Origin of the sequence: Clostridium bornimense, assembly GCF_000577895.1 — a bacterium.
GTDB lineage: Bacteria > Bacillota > Clostridia > Clostridiales > Clostridiaceae > Clostridium_AN > Clostridium_AN bornimense.
The window spans coordinates 2,149,840-2,164,995 of the sequence record NZ_HG917868.1; the positions used below are offsets into that span (position 1 = coordinate 2,149,840).

Consider the following 15,156-nt stretch of genomic DNA (forward strand, 5'->3'; position numbering starts at 1 on the left):
AAAATCCAGCTCCTATTTTTTAAAAAAAATTGGATACTTTAAAGTATCCAATAATAATTATCTCTATTAATTTTATTATTATGTGAAATAAAAGTCAACTTTAGTAGAATTAATTTGATTTCTTTTTAAGTATACTTTTGGTATAATTTGATTTTTTTTAATGTTTTGTTGTATTTATATTGTAAAATAAACTTTATACTTCCATTATTATTGGTAGTATCATTGGTTTTCTCTTTGTTCTTTCATATAAGAAATCTCTTAAAGAGTCTTTTATGTTACCTTTAATAGTAGACCATTCAGTTAAGTGTTCTTCTTCACAATATCTTAGAGCTTCTTTTACAATTTCTCTAGCTTCATCCATAAGATCTTCTGATTCTCTAACATATACAAAACCTCTTGAAATTATATCTGGACCTGCAACAACATTTCCTGATCCTTTTTCTATAGTAACAACTACTGTTAGAATACCATCTTTAGATAAATGCTTTCTATCTCTTAGAACTATGTTTCCAACATCACCAACACCTAAGCCATCAACAAAAACTTGACCACTAGTAACAGTACCACTCTTTTTAACAGCACTTCTTGAAACTTCAATTACGTCTCCAATTTCACCAATAAATACATTTTCCGGCTTCATACCAAGCTTAACAGCAAGTTCTCCATGTTGCTTAAGATGTCTGTACTCTCCATGAACAGGAATAAAATACTTTGGTTTTATTAAAGTATGCATAAGCTTTAATTCTTCTTGACATGCATGACCAGAAACATGGACATTGGCAAGTTTTGAATAAATAACGTCAGCACCTTTTTTAAATAATTGATTAATCACATTAGATACCAATTTTTCATTTCCTGGAATTGGAGTTGCTGATATTATAACTTTATCTCCATGTTTTATATTTATTTTTTTATGATCTGATGATGCCATTCTAGATAATGCAGACATAGGTTCTCCTTGGCTTCCAGTAGTTATAACTACTATTTGCTCATCATTATACTTATTTATTGCATCAATAGGTATCATTGTGTTCTTTTCAGCTTTTATATATCCAAGTTCCATAGCTACAGCAACTATATTTTCCATACTTCTTCCTGATACTGCAACTCTTCTATTGAACATTTCAGCCGCTTCTATAATTTGTTGGATTCTATGAACATTTGAAGCAAATGTAGCAACAATTATTCTTCCTTTTGTATTTCTAAATATCTCTACAATTGTATCTCCAACACTTGATTCAGACATTGTGTATCCTGGTTTTTCAACATTTGTAGAATCCGCAAGCATTGCTAAAACTCCTCTTTTACCTAGTTCAGCAAATCTAGCAAGATCAGGCATTCCACCATCAATTGGTGTATAGTCTATTTTAAAATCTCCAGTATGGAATATAACACCTGCTGGTGTATGTATAGCAATAGAACATGCATCTGCTATAGAATGAGATACTCTTATAAATTCTACTGCCATATTATCTAGTTTTATAATATTTCTTGATCTAACTTTAACTAAATTAACTACACTTAATAATCCATGCTCTTTTAATTTAGTTTCCACTATTCCTAAAGTTAATTTTGTTCCATATACTGGTACATTAATTTCTTTTAACACATACGGCAATGCCCCTATATGGTCTTCATGTCCATGTGTTAAGAAAATTCCTTTAATTTTTTCTTTATTCTTTAATAAGTAAGTTATATCTGGTATAACTAAATCTATACCATACATCTCATCATCCGGAAATTTCAAACCACAGTCTATAACTATAATCTCATCTCTAAATTCAAAAGCAGTCATATTTTTTCCTACTTCATTTAGACCACCAAGTGGTATGATTTTTATTATATCCTTTTCACTTTCCGCTTCTTTAGCTCTTACCTTTCTCATCAATTACCCTCCTACCATTCTCTTCTTCATCTTTGTTGCACTCATTACAAATACCGTAAAACTTAACACTATGATTTGTTATCTTAAATTTATAATTTGTTTCTACCTTTGTCTCAAGAGTTTCAAGAAGGTCTTCTTCAACTTCTATAATCTTATTGCACTTTGTACAAATAAGATGATGATGTTGATGTGTTTCACAATCATGAACAAGTTCAAAACGTGAACATCCATCATTACTTAAGTCTAACTTATATATAAATCCAAGTTCCTCCAAAAGTTGCATAGTTCTATAAACTGTAGCTAATCCTATCTCTGGACATTCCTTTTTCACGAGATCATACAATTCTTCTACTGTAAGATGCATTCCTTCACAGTCCATTATTTTAATAAGAACTGCTCTTCTTTGTGGTGTTAATTTATACCCTTTTTCTTTTAATTGAACTTTTAATTTTTCTAATTTTTCATTTATTATCTCTGACATACTACATACCTAATTCTCTTCTATAAGTCCTTCTTCATTAAGAACCTCTATAGCTTCCTCAAATGCAGCTGCAACTTCATCATATTCGTCTTCGTCTTCTACTTCTGCAAAGCATTTTGAGCCATCTTCATCTTCTACTACTTTCAATATATATAGATCTACTTCATCTAAAGAATCATCTGGAGTCACTAAATAATACTCTTCTCCATCTCTCTCTACCATTGAAAGCACCTTCGCTGATACTTCAGTTCCGTCTTCTGCGTATAGTGGAATTGTTTCATATTTCATAAATTTTCCTCCTTATTTTTTAGGTATAAATTAAATACTATCTAAATAACCTTGTAATATATATACAGCAGCTATTTTATCTACAATCTTTTTTCTTTTTGCTCTAGAAAGATCTGCTTCTAACATAGCTCTATGTGCAGCTACTGTTGATAATCTTTCATCCCAAAACTGTATAGGTAAATCTAGCTGTTCTTTTATAACTTCTGCAAATTCTCTAACTATTTCACATCTTGGCCCTTCTGTGCCATTCATATTCTTAGGATACCCCAATAAAACTTTTTCTATATTATATTCTTTGCATATCTTTTTTAATTCTTCTATATCATATTGCAAAGATTTTCTCCTTATTGTTGTTATTCCTTGAGCTGTAAATCCCAATGGATCACTTACCGCAACACCTATAGTTCTATCGCCTAAATCTAATCCTAATATTCTCATTTTAACCATCCTTCATATATTGTATCTATATTTACCTTTATCTTATTAAAATTTATTATCTCTAACAATAATATATATATTTTAAGATTTATATGGAACTAAACTCCATATAAGATTCCTGTTTCTATCACTTTATAATCATTTATGTAATACGTTCTTATCAAAGGATGTAGTAAGCAACTTTTTCCGTACTATAATTAATCGCTCTAATCCCTAAATATTGTAAGGAACTAGAGCGACATATCTTTAATAATTTATTCTATAGTTTCCATCTATTATTTAATATCTTCTATATTTAGGTACGATTTAATAACTTCTTCTAGTATTTCATATCTTTCTAATTTTCTAACTAATGAACGTGCCCCATTATAATTAGTTATATATGTAGGGTCCCCTGAAATCAAGTAACCAACTAATTGATCTATAGGATTATAACCCTTTTCTACCAGAGATGTATAAACTTCACTTAGTATACCCTTTGTTAATTCTTGTTTTGTTTTTATAGCATCAAATTGAATTGTATGTTCGTTGGTATTACTCATAACATTCACCCCTTCATATCTTATAATACTATTATATAAGAAAAAATCTTAAAAGTATACTTATTTAGTATAATTTAAAACAATTTCATATACCTTTTCTACAGCAGCACCTAAATTTTCTGGCTTCTTACCACCAGCTTGCGCCATGTCTGGTCTTCCACCACCACCGCCGCCTACAAGTGCAGAAACTTCTTTTATAAGCTTACCACAATGAGCTCCTTTTGATACAGCATCTTTAGTAGCCATAGAACATAAAACTACTTTTCCATCTATATCACTTCCAAGTAATACAATTGAATTTTCAACTTTATCTCTTACTTGCTCACAAAGATTTCTTAATGCTTCTCCATCTACATCGTTAACTTTATATGAGATTACATTTATATCATTAACTACTTTCTTAGATTTTATGATATCATCTATTCCCATTGATGCAAACTTAGATTTTAATACTGCTATTTCTTTATCTTTTTCTTTTGATTCTTTTATTTGATTTTCTATTTTAGATACAATTTCTTTTTCCGAACATTTTAGCTTAGAACTTAACTCTCTTAATACATCGTTCTTTTCATTAATAACTTTATATGCATCTTTTCCTGTAACAGCTTCAATTCTTCTTACACCTGCTGCTACACCGCTTTCAGAAATTATTTTAAATAATCCAATCTTACCTATATTTTCAATATGTGTACCACCACATAATTCTTTTGAATATTCACCAGCGCATACTACTCTTACTTCATCTGCATATTTATCATCAAAAATACCAATAGCTCCTGATTCTTTAGCATCTTGTAATGACATGATTTTTGTTTCAACTGGTGTCACACTAACTATTGCATCATTTATAAGTTCTTCTACTTTCATTATCTCTTCATGACTTAATGCTTCTAAATGAGAGAAATCAAATCTTAATCCATCAGCTTTTACTAATGATCCTGCTTGATGCACGTGAGAACCTAGCACTGTTCTAAGAGTTGCATCTAAAAGGTGTGTAGCAGTATGATTTTTCTTTATTGCTTCTCTTCTTTCACTATCTATAGCTAATGTTACAGTATCACCAACAGATACTTCACCTTCTATAACTTCTACAAAGTGAACAAACTTTCCACCGATATTTTTCTTAGTATCTACAACTTTAGCTCTAAAGTTATCATTATATATAAATCCAGTATCTCCTACTTGCCCACCCATTTCTGCATAGAATGGAGTAACAGCTGTAACTATAACACCTTTATCTTCTGATTTTAATACATCTACAAAACCTTCAGCATCAATTAAAACTTTAATTTCTGAATCTAATACTTCATTATTATAACCGTCAAACACAGTTTCAATATCATTAGAAATCATATCTAATACTTTTACATCAGCACCCATATAGTTTGAAGTTTTTCTAGCGCTTCTTGCTCTTTCTTTTTGCTCTTTCATTTCATCTTTAAAGCCATCTTCGTCCACTGAAAAACCTTCATCTTCTAATATTTCTTTTGTAAGCTCTATTGGGAAACCATAAGTATCATATAATTTAAATGCATTGCTTCCACTTAAAATTTTACTATTATTTTCTTTTAACTCAGAAATAAATCCATTTAATATATCCATACCACTATCTATTGTTTCTCTGAATTTATCTTCTTCGTTCTTTATAACCTTTTTAATGTACTCTCTCTTAGTCATAAGTTCTGGATAAGCCTTATGTGAATCGTTAATAACTACATCACATAGTTCACATAAAAAGGCATCCTTTATTCCTAAAGTCTTACCATGTCTTGCAGCTCTTCTAAGTAATCTTCTAAGTACATACCCTCTACCTTCATTTGATGGCATTACATCATCAGATATTAAAAATGTCACACTTCTGATATGATCAGTTATAATTCTTATTGATATGTCACTTTTCTTATCAGCACCATACTTAACACCAGAAATCTTACAAACTTCATTTAAGATATTTTCCATAGTATCTACTTCAAATATAGAGTTTTTACCTTGCATTAAAGTAGCTAATCTTTCAAGACCAACACCTGTATCAATATTTGGATTAGCAAGTGGTGTATAATTTCCTTTTCCATCTCCATCGAATTGTGTAAATACTGAGTTCCAGAATTCAACTACTTTATCTTCATCAGCAGCCTTTAAAAACTCTTCTACTGTATTTATTTCTTCATCAGTTCTATTGAAATGAATTTCTGTACATGGACCACAAGGACCTGAACCATGTTCCCAGAAGTTATCCTCTTTTCCTAATCTAAAAATATGACTTGGATCAACGTCTGTAAGCTCAGTCCAATATTTATATGCTTCATCATCTTCTAAATAAATAGTTACAAATAACTTATCCTTAGGTAACTCTAAAACTTCAGTAACAAATTCCCAGGCCCATGGAATAACTTCCTTTTTAAAATAATCTCCAAAAGAGAAGTTCCCAAGCATTTCGAAGTAAGTTGCATGCCTACTAGTTATACCTACATTTTCAATATCCCCAGTTCTTACACACTTTTGACAAGTAGTAACTCTCTTACTTGGTGGTGTTTGAAGCCCTGTAAAATATGGCTTTAACGGTGCCATACCTGCATTTATTAATAATAAAGATTTATCATTTTTAGGTACAAGAGAGAATGATGGCATTCTATAATGACCCTTTTCTTCGAAGAACTTAAGATATGCTTCTCTTAATTCATTTAAACCCATGTTTTTCATTTTCTTTTCCTCCTAAATATTTCTATAAACAAAAAAACCTCCATCCACACTAAGGGACGAAAGTTATAATTCCGCGGTACCACCCTAATTACACTATATTAAATAGTGTCACTTAAAGTAATAAGACTAAAGACAGCCTTCATTAGCTACGTTAAGAAGTTTACACCCTCCACTTCCTCTCTAAATAACTCTCACTAACTACTCCTTCTTATCATGGTCTTTTTTAAATTATCTATTAAAATTATAATTATATGAATATTTTCTGTCAATAGAAGAATTTTGGGTCAGTGCACAGTTTTCAGTGCACAGTGCACAGTTTTCAGTGCACAGTGCACAGTTAATGCAATTTTTCTAAATAGTTTTATATTTCTTAACTTTATCTTTTAGTAACTTTATAACTTCTTGTATATTTTCATCACATTGCTTCTTATCTAGAATATAGAATTGTTCTCTTGTAATATATATAAGTATATTATTCTTAGATTCTTTTACTTTATTAAGTTTTTCATACTTAACAATAGAACTTGATTTACTTCCACTAGAAACAGCTACTATTGTGAATTCTTCATTATTAAATGTATAGTCATATCTCATATTATATGTTTCTTATCATAAAAATTGTCTATTACTGTGTTAAATTACCAATTTCCTTCACTTCACCATCCCAGTGTTAATATGCAACATTTTAGTTTTTTCTCTTAAAAACTCCATTAATAAATCAAAATCCTCAGCACATTGATTTTTATCAATACATACTATTGCTCCATTAGCTAATTTTAATATTGTAGTACTATTTTTTTCTTTTATATTTATTATTGCATTATATTGAAATTTCATCTCATTTTCTTCACCATTAACAATACTTTTTATATAAACCCATTCATCATAAAAAAAATATTGCCCATAAAAAAATTCCTTAGTATTTTTATTTTGTTCTATTTTTAGCATCCCTTTTTTAGAACTTCCTACACCAATTGCTTTTTTTACTACACTTATTAAAATATATATTATAATCCCCATAATATCTTCATATTTTATTTTTTTAATCAGATATACTCCTTTTTTCCACTTTCTCAACTATTACCCCATCTATATAAAATTTATACCTAAATACATCTTTAGAATACTTATTTTTTTCTGTGTTAAAAATTAAACTTCTCAAAAAATATTTTATTATTGAAAAAAGACTATTTAACAAAATTCAATTTATCGTTAAATAGTCTTTCTATGTAATGCTAAAAATAAAAAGGATTCGTCTCAAGACGAAATCCTCTTAAACTTTTGCCTATTCTCTATTACTTTAACATACTAATAATGTCTTCTGCTTCTCTTTCTAATCTTCCTATAGCTGAAACCCAATCTATTTCAGTTTCATCATAAAGTTTTTTCACTGCTGCAAACCAATTAAAAACTCTATTTTCTATATCATAACTTATTTCAAAAGATTTTTTTACATTTTCCATAAAAGTTTTTTCATCAGCTTCATAATTTCCATCACAAAGAGCTAATCCCATAAGCTCAAAATATACAATAACTTTATTTTCCTTTGAGCTATTTTTATATGTTGATATTACTTCATCATAATTTTTCTTACTTGGAGTATAATCTAATCCCAACTCCTCTTTATATTCTGCAATTAAATTTTCTTCTTCTGCATTAATATTTTCATCATTAATTATTTCAACTAAATCTAAAAATGATTTTTGTTCCTTTACTGATAATTTGCTTAAAAACATTTACATCCCACCATCCTTTTCTCTATATCCTCATATTAGCATACGTAATATTTCTATTCAATAAAACTTCTGTTAATATTCTGCAAATATATTAAAAATAACTATTTACATCTTGATATATAACTTTTATTAAAACAGCTACAGGAACTGATAGTACCATTCCCATAAATCCAGCTACTTCTCCACCTATATACAATACAATTACTATTAGTAAAGGATGCATATCTATAGAGTCTCCTGTAACTTTAGGTGAAATTATATTACTTTCTATCATTTGAATTATATATAATCCTACTAGTAAATATATAAAGTTTCCTCTTGAGCTAATAAGAGCTATTATTAATATAGGTATAGTTCCTATTATAGGTCCAAAATATGGTATTATGTTTAATATTCCATTTATTATTGATAAAATCAATGGAAATTTTATTTTAAATCCTACTAATAATATAAAAGTTAATACGACAACTACTAATGATAAAATTAATTGACTACTAATATATTTTGTAAGACTTACATCTATATCTTTAGCTATCTTTTTAAAAAAACCTCTATATCTTATTGGAACTAGAACCATAGTTCTATTGAACATCTTTTTTCCTTCACTTAAAAAATAATAAACAGCAACAGGAATTACTGTCAATTCTATAAAATATGAAGTTATTTTCACAACACTATCTATGATTTTCTCACTAAATAAAAGTACATATTGTTGGGCCTTTATATATCCTTTATCTACTATATTACCAATGAACTTATTTTTATGTATGTCATCAAAAGAAGTCACAATTTTTTCCATAGTACCTTCTATAGAGTAAAGTGCCTCTCTTAAATTACTTGCTTCCCTAATGACCTCAGGTATAAAAAAACCTAATGTTATTGCAAAAATTCCTATTAAAGTACCTACTATTATCATTGATGCTAGTTTTTTATTTAATCCTTTATTATTTAAATACTCTACAGATGGCTTTAGAAGATAAGCCAAGAAGAAAGATATTACTGCAATTTCGCATAAACTTCTAATTATTTTTATTTTGAAACAAAGATATAAAATAAAAATAGTGGCTACAATAATTAATACTCTTTTTGCAATTTTAAATATTTCTCTTTTCCTTCCTGTCAATGGTAATACAGTCATTAAACTCACCACCTTTTCTTATAAAAACCATATCAACTCTAGGCTTATATATACATTGTTCCTCCCCAATAAAAATTTCATAAGGTAATACTATTCTCTTTCCTTCTATAAAATTTCGAATTATTCCCGTAGATATTACTACTCCCAAGATATTAAACTCTATCTCATCTATATAAATATCTTCTATGATACCTAATATAAAATTTCTATCATCTACTACTTCTTTAAACTTTATTTCTCTAAACAATACCCCTTCTATATCTACCACTTTATTTACTATGATACTATCACCTATAGCTAATATATCTTCTATGCAAGCCATAACCTTCTTATTTTTCATTCCATTACTTTTTATATATAAACCAATTACTTTATTTTCCTTAAACGATAACACTAAATCCCAAACTGATCCTATGTATTTTCCTTTTAAATTGTATACTCTCAAATTTTGAAGATCATTAATACTATACATAATTCATCACCTTATGATTATGATATCCAAAACTATTAAAAATATCATATATTTAATTCACATTTCACAATTCGTAATTTAGGTGAAAATTCCTCTTGTGGATGAATATATTCAAAGCTTCATGAAAGTGCAACTTTCATGAGCCCTCTGTATTGACTTTTATATCAACTATAATCCAAATAAGAAACATAGTCCAACTTATAACATTTAACTTAACACTTAAAATTTCAGAAATTCTGCAAGAATTTCATCTATACCTGTGCCTTGTGCCCTCATACTTGTGCCTTTACATACCCTGCACCCTATTTTTGCTCTATCAAGCTTACAAAAAAAGCTATCGTACTTTCGTACGACAGCTCTATTTACTATAAAATCTTATCTATTACGCCACCACCGACAACATAATCATCTTTATAAAAAACAACTGATTGCCCTTTAGTAATAGCTCTAACTTTTTCTTTAAATACAACTTTAACTTTATCATCCTCTAATGGATATATTGTAGCTGCTGTTGGTTTACCAGAATATCTTATCTTTGCTTCTACCTCTAAAGGTGCTTCAAGTTTATCTATAGATATTAAGTTTACTTCCTTAGCAAGAAGTTCTGTCTTAAATATATCTTCTTCACTACCAACTACAACAGTATTATTAAAAGGAACTATATCTGTAACGAATACTGGAGTTCCAAGAGCTAATCCTAACCCTTTTCTTTGACCTATTGTATAAAATACAATACCTTTATGTTTACCTAATTTATTTCCATCCTTATCAACGAAATACCCAGGTTTAATTTGATTTGGCTTTGCTCTCTTTATGAATTCACCATGATTATTATCTGGAATAAAGCATATTTCTTCGGAATCTTTCTTATTATGAACTGCTAATCCTATCTCTTTAGCAATTTCTCTTATTTCATCCTTTGTATACTCTCCACATGGCATTAAAGTATGTTTTAATTCATCTTGAGTAATACCATATAAAGCATAAGTTTGATCTTTTCTATCATCATCAGATCTAACTAAATAATGTCTTCCTTCTCTCTCTTCAATTTTTGCATAATGACCTGTTGCTACATAATCACAACCTATTTCTCTTGCTTTTTGAAGAAAGTATTTAAATTTCATTACTTTATTACACATGACACATGGATTCGGAGTTCTTCCTTCCATATATTCATCAATAAAATAATCTATAACTGAACTTTTGAATTTTTCTCTAAAATTTAAAACATAATAAGGTATTCCTAATTTTTGTGCTACACGTCTAGCATCATCAACAGCTGAAAGGGAGCAACAGCCCCCTTCCATACCTTCGTAATAATCATCATTTTGCCAAACTTGCATAGTAGCACCAATTACTTCATACCCTTGTTTCATAAGTAAATAAGCTGCAACGGAGGAATCTACTCCACCACTCATGCCTAGTAAAACCTTCTTTTTCATGCTTACTCCCATCTACTTTTCACAAAAGTTTATTTAATTTTTACTACTCTCCATGAACTTCTTCATGTATATGTTCTGAATGTTCTTTAGTATCCCAAGCTTCTAAACCATGTTTAACTCTATAGTCATTTATTGCTTTATGAATAGCTTCTTCTGCTAAAACTGAACAATGCATTTTTACTGGTGGAAGACCATCTAAAGCTTCAGCAACGGCCTTATTAGAAAGTTCCCAAGCTTCTTCTATTGTCTTTCCTTTTATAAGTTCAGTAGCCATTGATGAAGATGCTATAGCTGATCCACATCCAAAAGTTTTGAATTTAACATCTTTGATTATGTTATCTTCAACATCTAAATATATTTTCATTATATCTCCACATTTTGGGTTTCCTACTTCACCAACACCACTGGCATTCTCTATTTCTCCAACATTTCTAGGGTTTTGGAAATGATCCATAACCTTATCAGAATAAGTCATCATAATTTTCTCCTCCTTTAACAAATGTCTCCCAGTATGGTGACATCTCTCTCAATCTATTTACTATTTCACTTAATTTATCAATTACGTAATCAACTTGCTCTTCAGTATTAGATCTACCTAAACTTAATCTAACAGATCCATGCGCTATACCATGTGGTAATCCAATTGCAAGTAATACATGTGATGGATCAAGAGATCCTGATGCACAAGCTGAACCTGTAGAAGCACATATTTTATTACTATCTAAAAGAAGTAACATAGCTTCTCCCTCAATACCTATAAATGAACAATTGACATTATTATATGATCTTTTTTCTCCAATAGGTCCATTTACTTTTGTATGAGGTATTCTTTCAACTAAACCATTTAATAATCTATCTCTTAATGCGCCTATTCTCTTGCTTTCTTCTTCCATTTCTTTAACAGCAAGTTCAATAGCAACTCCCATACCTACTATTCCAGGTATATTTTCTGTAGTAGCTCTCTTACCTCTTTCTTGTCCTCCACCATGAATAAGGTTATCTATGCGAACACCCTTCTTGATGTATAAAGCTCCAACACCTTTTGGACCATAAAACTTATGTGCTGCCATAGATAACATATCAATATTGTCATTAACAACATCTACTGGTATATGACCTACTGCTTGAACTCCATCACAGTGGAAATACACTTTCTTTTCTCTACAAATAGCACCAATTTCTTTAATAGGCTCTATAGCACCAATTTCATTATTAACATACATTACAGAAACTAAAATAGTAGTATCTTTTATAGCATTTCTTACATCCTCTGGATTTACTAACCCATCTTTATCTACTGGAAGATAAGTTACTTCAAACCCCTGCTTACTTAAATACTTAAAAGTATTCATAATAGCATGATGTTCTATAGTTGTAGTGATTATATGATTTCCTTTTTTTCTATTGGCAAAAGCTACACCTTTTATTGCCCAGTTGTCAGCTTCACAACCACCAGCAGTAAAATATATTTCTTCTGCCTTTGCATTTATAGCATTTGCAACTTTATCTCTAGCTTCATCTATTGCTTTTTTAGTATTTCTTGCTATTGAATACCATGATGAAGGATTTCCAAAATTCTCTTCAAAATATGGCATCATTGCATCTATGACTTCTTTTCTCGTTGGCGTAGTTGCTGAATAATCCATGTAAATTACATCATTCACTCTACTCACTCCTCTTCTCCATTAATTTTTTTGATTCATCTATCATGTCTTGTAACGTAACATTTTGAGTTACATTATCTATTGAATTCTTAATTTTAGCCCATAAACTTCTTGTAGCACAACAGTCTAAGTTTGAACACTTAGATTCATCTTCTAGACATTCTGACACCTCAATAGGTCCTTCTAAAACATCCATAATTTGAGCAACTGTTATATCTTTTGGTTCTCTAGCAAGCTTATATCCTCCTTGAGCACCTCTTATACTTATTATTAGCCCTGCTTTCCTAAGTGGTGCAAAAAGTTGTTCTAAATATGCTACAGTTATATTTTGCTTCTCTGATATACTTTTTATAGATACAGGTTCATCTCCATATTCAGTTGCTAAACAAAACATAGCCTTAACCCCATATCTGCCCTTTGTAGAAAGCTTCACCTTTAACACCCCAGTTCTAACTTTTGAACTTATCTTATCAAATCTGAGTAAAGTTGTCAACTTTAAAACTAAAAAAATCTGAGTATTTTAATCGGAAATATTATCAGGGCACATGTAACATGGCACAGGGCACAAATAAGGTAAAAATTCCTCTTTACGAGGAATTTTATTATAATCCTGCGGCTGGCATGGAAATTTATTATATATACTATGTATTTATACATCAAATACATATATAAAACTATTATAGTTAAGTGTTGTTAAATAAATCTACCTGTGCCATGTGCCCTGCACCTGTGATCTGAATTCTACCACTACTTAACTAGAACAGGTTTCAATATGAACTTTTACTATATCTCGATCTCACAAAGATATATCCTCAAGCTACATGAAAGTGCAACTTTCATTAGCCCCGTAAGACGGTATTATAAACTCAATTCTAATTATGAAATAAGTCTTAATAATGAATTAAAGACACCACACTTATAATCTAAGAAATTCCGCAGGAATTTCATCCATACCTGTGCCTTGTGCCCTCATACTTGTGCCTTGATGTTGTACACTGATAAGAATTTCCTCCATAATTGTGAATTGTAAACTGCGAATTGTGAATTAAAAAAAGAGGCTTTCGCCTCTTTCCCCTAATTAAAATTCTCTATTCTAATTATATTTTCTACCTTATACTTATCGCCTAAATTTTCAAAAGCCTCAATTGAATTTCTAATAGCCTCTTCCTTAGCCTTATGAGTAATGAAAATTATATCTGTCATTCCTTCTTTTCTATCTCCTCTTTGAATAAGTGATAAAATAGATATCTTATGAAGAGCAAATATACTTGATATCTCTGCTAAAGTACCAGGTGTATCCAAAACATTCAATCTTAAATAATATTCTGATTCAACATCTTTCATATCCTTTAAGGCTTTTTTATTATTTTCTTCAAATAAATCTAATCCACTTGGTTCATTATTTAAATTCTTAGCAACAGCTATTATGTCTCCAACGACTGCTGATCCTGTAGGTAAATCTCCTGCACCTCTTCCATAGAACATTAAGTCTCCTACAGCATCACCTTTCAGCATGATTGCATTAAATGAATCATTTACATTAGCCAAAGGATGTTTTGCTGGTATCATTGTTGGATGCACTCTTGCTTCAATTTTTCCGTCTACCTCAGAACCTATAGCTAGTAACTTAATTTTATATCCGAATTCTTTAGCTATTTCAATATCACCTTTTGATATTTTAGTTATTCCTTCTCTGTATATAGTATCAACAGGAACTTTCTTATTAAAACATAATGCTGTTAATATATCTAGTTTATATAATGTATCGAATCCTTCTATATCTGAAGTAGGATCTGCTTCTGCATACCCTTTCTCTTGAGCCCCTTTTAAAGCTTCTTCAAAAGAAAGACCTTTATCCTCCATCTCAGTTAATATATAATTTGTTGTTCCATTAATTATACCAATAACTTTTTCTATCTTATTACCTGTCAATGCTTCATTTATACCTTGTATTATAGGAATTCCACCAGCTACAGAAGCTTCATAATGTATATGAACTCCACCAACTTCTTTAGCCTTGTTAAAAACCTCAACTCCACATTTAGCCATTAGTAGCTTATTTGCTGTAACAACATGTTTCTTCTTTTCAATAGCTCTTAAAATATAACTTTTAGCTGGTTCTTCTCCACCCATAAGCTCTACTACAATTGAAATTTCATCATCATTTAATATATCATCAATATTAGTAGTTACTATATCCTCATCTACATCTACAGGTCTTGGCTTATTTTTATCTCTTACAAGAATTTTGCCTACTTCAATTTCATATCCGCTACGTTTTTCTATAACCGCTTTATTTGCTGTTAATATTTTGTACACTCCAGAACCTACATTTCCTAGTCCTAATAAAGCTACTTTTAATTTTCCCAT

The 15,156-nt window shown here is 29.9% G+C and carries 16 protein-coding genes and 1 other annotated feature; all 16 genes read right to left on the reverse strand.

The window, feature by feature from the left end:
* Positions 1-193: 193 nt before the first annotated feature.
* Positions 194-1,885: a ribonuclease J gene (locus CM240_RS09685; protein ID WP_044038846.1), complete on the reverse strand. Its 1,692-nt coding sequence runs from the start codon at positions 1,883-1,885 to the stop codon at positions 194-196.
* Complete coding sequence (locus CM240_RS09690) at positions 1,866-2,366, reverse strand: Fur family transcriptional regulator (protein WP_051483790.1); 501 nt, start codon at positions 2,364-2,366, stop codon at positions 1,866-1,868. Before CM240_RS09690 ends, CM240_RS09685 begins: the two co-directional genes overlap by 20 nt.
* A 9-nt stretch (positions 2,367-2,375) precedes the next feature.
* The gene (locus tag CM240_RS09695) at positions 2,376-2,654 is read right to left on the reverse strand and encodes a DUF1292 domain-containing protein (protein ID WP_044038848.1); all 279 of its coding nucleotides are present in this window, start codon (positions 2,652-2,654) and stop codon (positions 2,376-2,378) included.
* Between the two features lie 30 nt (positions 2,655-2,684).
* A complete protein-coding gene (gene ruvX, locus CM240_RS09700) occupies positions 2,685-3,092 on the reverse strand; it encodes a Holliday junction resolvase RuvX (protein WP_044038850.1) in 408 nt (135 codons plus the stop codon).
* 275 nt (positions 3,093-3,367) lie between these two features.
* Positions 3,368-3,634 carry an IreB family regulatory phosphoprotein gene (locus CM240_RS09705; protein WP_044038852.1) on the reverse strand — a complete coding sequence of 89 codons (267 nt, stop codon included), beginning with the start codon at positions 3,632-3,634 and terminating at the stop codon, positions 3,368-3,370.
* A gap of 60 nt (positions 3,635-3,694) precedes the next feature.
* Entirely contained in the window at positions 3,695-6,334 is a 2,640-nt protein-coding gene (alaS, locus tag CM240_RS09710; RefSeq protein ID WP_044038854.1) for an alanine--tRNA ligase, read from the reverse strand.
* Positions 6,335-6,383: 49 nt separating this feature from the next.
* Positions 6,384-6,558: a binding site (T-box leader), on the reverse strand.
* Positions 6,559-6,685: 127 nt separating this feature from the next.
* Complete coding sequence (locus CM240_RS09715) at positions 6,686-6,928, reverse strand: YcxB family protein (RefSeq protein ID WP_044038857.1); 243 nt, start codon at positions 6,926-6,928, stop codon at positions 6,686-6,688.
* Between the two features lie 57 nt (positions 6,929-6,985).
* Entirely contained in the window at positions 6,986-7,411 is a 426-nt protein-coding gene (locus CM240_RS09720) for a YcxB family protein (protein WP_044038859.1), read from the reverse strand.
* 218 nt (positions 7,412-7,629) lie between these two features.
* Entirely contained in the window at positions 7,630-8,070 is a 441-nt protein-coding gene (locus CM240_RS09725; RefSeq protein ID WP_044038861.1) for a hypothetical protein, read from the reverse strand.
* A 91-nt stretch (positions 8,071-8,161) separates the two neighbouring features.
* Positions 8,162-9,208: an AI-2E family transporter gene (locus tag CM240_RS09730; protein WP_051483791.1), complete on the reverse strand. Its 1,047-nt coding sequence runs from the start codon at positions 9,206-9,208 to the stop codon at positions 8,162-8,164.
* A complete protein-coding gene (locus CM240_RS09735) occupies positions 9,165-9,680 on the reverse strand; it encodes a PRC-barrel domain-containing protein (protein WP_044038863.1) in 516 nt (171 codons plus the stop codon). Before CM240_RS09735 ends, CM240_RS09730 begins: the two co-directional genes overlap by 44 nt.
* A 365-nt stretch (positions 9,681-10,045) precedes the next feature.
* A complete protein-coding gene (mnmA, locus tag CM240_RS09740; protein WP_173400235.1) occupies positions 10,046-11,134 on the reverse strand; it encodes a tRNA 2-thiouridine(34) synthase MnmA in 1,089 nt (362 codons plus the stop codon).
* 31 nt (positions 11,135-11,165) lie between these two features.
* Positions 11,166-11,597 carry a Fe-S cluster assembly scaffold protein NifU gene (gene nifU / locus CM240_RS09745; RefSeq protein WP_044039879.1) on the reverse strand — a complete coding sequence of 144 codons (432 nt, stop codon included), beginning with the start codon at positions 11,595-11,597 and terminating at the stop codon, positions 11,166-11,168.
* Positions 11,584-12,768 carry a cysteine desulfurase NifS gene (gene nifS / locus CM240_RS09750; protein ID WP_044039880.1) on the reverse strand — a complete coding sequence of 395 codons (1,185 nt, stop codon included), beginning with the start codon at positions 12,766-12,768 and terminating at the stop codon, positions 11,584-11,586. The genes nifU and nifS overlap by 14 nt, the downstream gene beginning before the upstream one ends.
* A gap of 19 nt (positions 12,769-12,787) precedes the next feature.
* Complete coding sequence (locus CM240_RS09755; RefSeq protein ID WP_044038867.1) at positions 12,788-13,219, reverse strand: RrF2 family transcriptional regulator; 432 nt, start codon at positions 13,217-13,219, stop codon at positions 12,788-12,790.
* A 641-nt stretch (positions 13,220-13,860) separates the two neighbouring features.
* The gene (locus CM240_RS09760; RefSeq protein ID WP_044038869.1) at positions 13,861-15,156 is read right to left on the reverse strand and encodes a homoserine dehydrogenase; all 1,296 of its coding nucleotides are present in this window, start codon (positions 15,154-15,156) and stop codon (positions 13,861-13,863) included.

Coding starts and splice junctions, on each gene's coding strand:
- CM240_RS09685 (WP_044038846.1), bottom strand. CDS start 1,885: ATGAGAAAGGTAAGAGCTAAAGAAGCGGAAAGTGAAAAGGATATAATA.
- CM240_RS09690 (WP_051483790.1), bottom strand. CDS start 2,366: ATGTCAGAGATAATAAATGAAAAATTAGAAAAATTAAAAGTTCAATTA.
- CM240_RS09695 (WP_044038848.1), bottom strand. CDS start 2,654: ATGAAATATGAAACAATTCCACTATACGCAGAAGACGGAACTGAAGTA.
- ruvX (WP_044038850.1), bottom strand. CDS start 3,092: ATGAGAATATTAGGATTAGATTTAGGCGATAGAACTATAGGTGTTGCG.
- CM240_RS09705 (WP_044038852.1), bottom strand. CDS start 3,634: ATGAGTAATACCAACGAACATACAATTCAATTTGATGCTATAAAAACA.
- alaS (WP_044038854.1), bottom strand. CDS start 6,334: ATGAAAAACATGGGTTTAAATGAATTAAGAGAAGCATATCTTAAGTTC.
- CM240_RS09715 (WP_044038857.1), bottom strand. CDS start 6,928: ATGAGATATGACTATACATTTAATAATGAAGAATTCACAATAGTAGCT.
- CM240_RS09725 (WP_044038861.1), bottom strand. CDS start 8,070: ATGTTTTTAAGCAAATTATCAGTAAAGGAACAAAAATCATTTTTAGAT.
- CM240_RS09730 (WP_051483791.1), bottom strand. CDS start 9,208: ATGACTGTATTACCATTGACAGGAAGGAAAAGAGAAATATTTAAAATT.
- CM240_RS09735 (WP_044038863.1), bottom strand. CDS start 9,680: ATGTATAGTATTAATGATCTTCAAAATTTGAGAGTATACAATTTAAAA.
- mnmA (WP_173400235.1), bottom strand. CDS start 11,134: ATGGGAGTAAGCATGAAAAAGAAGGTTTTACTAGGCATGAGTGGTGGA.
- nifU (WP_044039879.1), bottom strand. CDS start 11,597: ATGACTTATTCTGATAAGGTTATGGATCATTTCCAAAACCCTAGAAAT.
- nifS (WP_044039880.1), bottom strand. CDS start 12,768: ATGGATTATTCAGCAACTACGCCAACGAGAAAAGAAGTCATAGATGCA.
- CM240_RS09760 (WP_044038869.1), bottom strand. CDS start 15,156: ATGGGAAAATTAAAAGTAGCTTTATTAGGACTAGGAAATGTAGGTTCT.